A 771-nucleotide genomic window follows, 5' to 3' on the forward strand; every position below is an offset into this window, starting at 1 on the left:
ACTTGCATGCCAATGCGACCACCACCCCGAAGACCCGCCAATACATTCAAGCGTCCCACCAGTCCGTCACGCAACTGGCCGATGAACTGGGCGTGAGTGAGGATACCATCCGCCGCTGGAAACGCCGTGACGGCGTTGCCGATGGCTCCCACACGCCCCACCGCTTGCAGACTACCCTCACCCCGACCCAGAAAGCCGTGGTCGTAGAACTGCGTAAGACGCTGCTGCTGCCACTTGATGACCGGTTGGTGGTTTATCCACCCCGACCTCTCCCGATCAGCTCTGGACCGCTGTCTGCGCCGCCATGGGGTCGCCAACCTCAAGACCCTGCTACCCCAGGAGGACGGTGTGCAGACACCCCCCCACAAAACCTTCAAGGACTACGCCCCCGGCTTTGTGCACGTCGATGTCAAGTACCTGCCCCAAATGCCAGACCAAGACCAGCGCACGGACCTGTTCGCCGCCATTGATCGGGCCACGCGTTGGGTCTACGTCGAAATCCTCAAGGACAAGTCGGCAACCACCGCCAGCGGTTTCCTGAAGCGCCTGATCGACACCGCTCCGTTCAAAATCACCACGCTCCTAACCGACAACGGCAAGGAATTTACCGACCGCTTCTGCGCCTCCGGCGAGCGCCAACCAACCGCTGCTCATGCCTTCGATCAGGTCTGTGCTGACAACCGCATCCAGCATCGCTTGACCAAGCCCAGAACCCCCCGAACCAATGGTATGGTCGAACGCTTCAACGGCCGCATTGCCGATGTGCTGCGC

Annotated in this window: 1 pseudogene; it reads left to right on the top strand. The window is 61.2% G+C overall.

The window, feature by feature from the left end:
• Positions 1–2: 2 nt before the first annotated feature.
• Positions 3–771: pseudogene (locus E1958_RS19660) on the top strand (DDE-type integrase/transposase/recombinase); the annotation flags it as partial.

This window comes from Candidatus Thiosymbion oneisti, from assembly GCF_004359955.1.
Classification (GTDB): domain Bacteria; phylum Pseudomonadota; class Gammaproteobacteria; order Chromatiales; family Chromatiaceae; genus Thiosymbion; species Thiosymbion oneisti.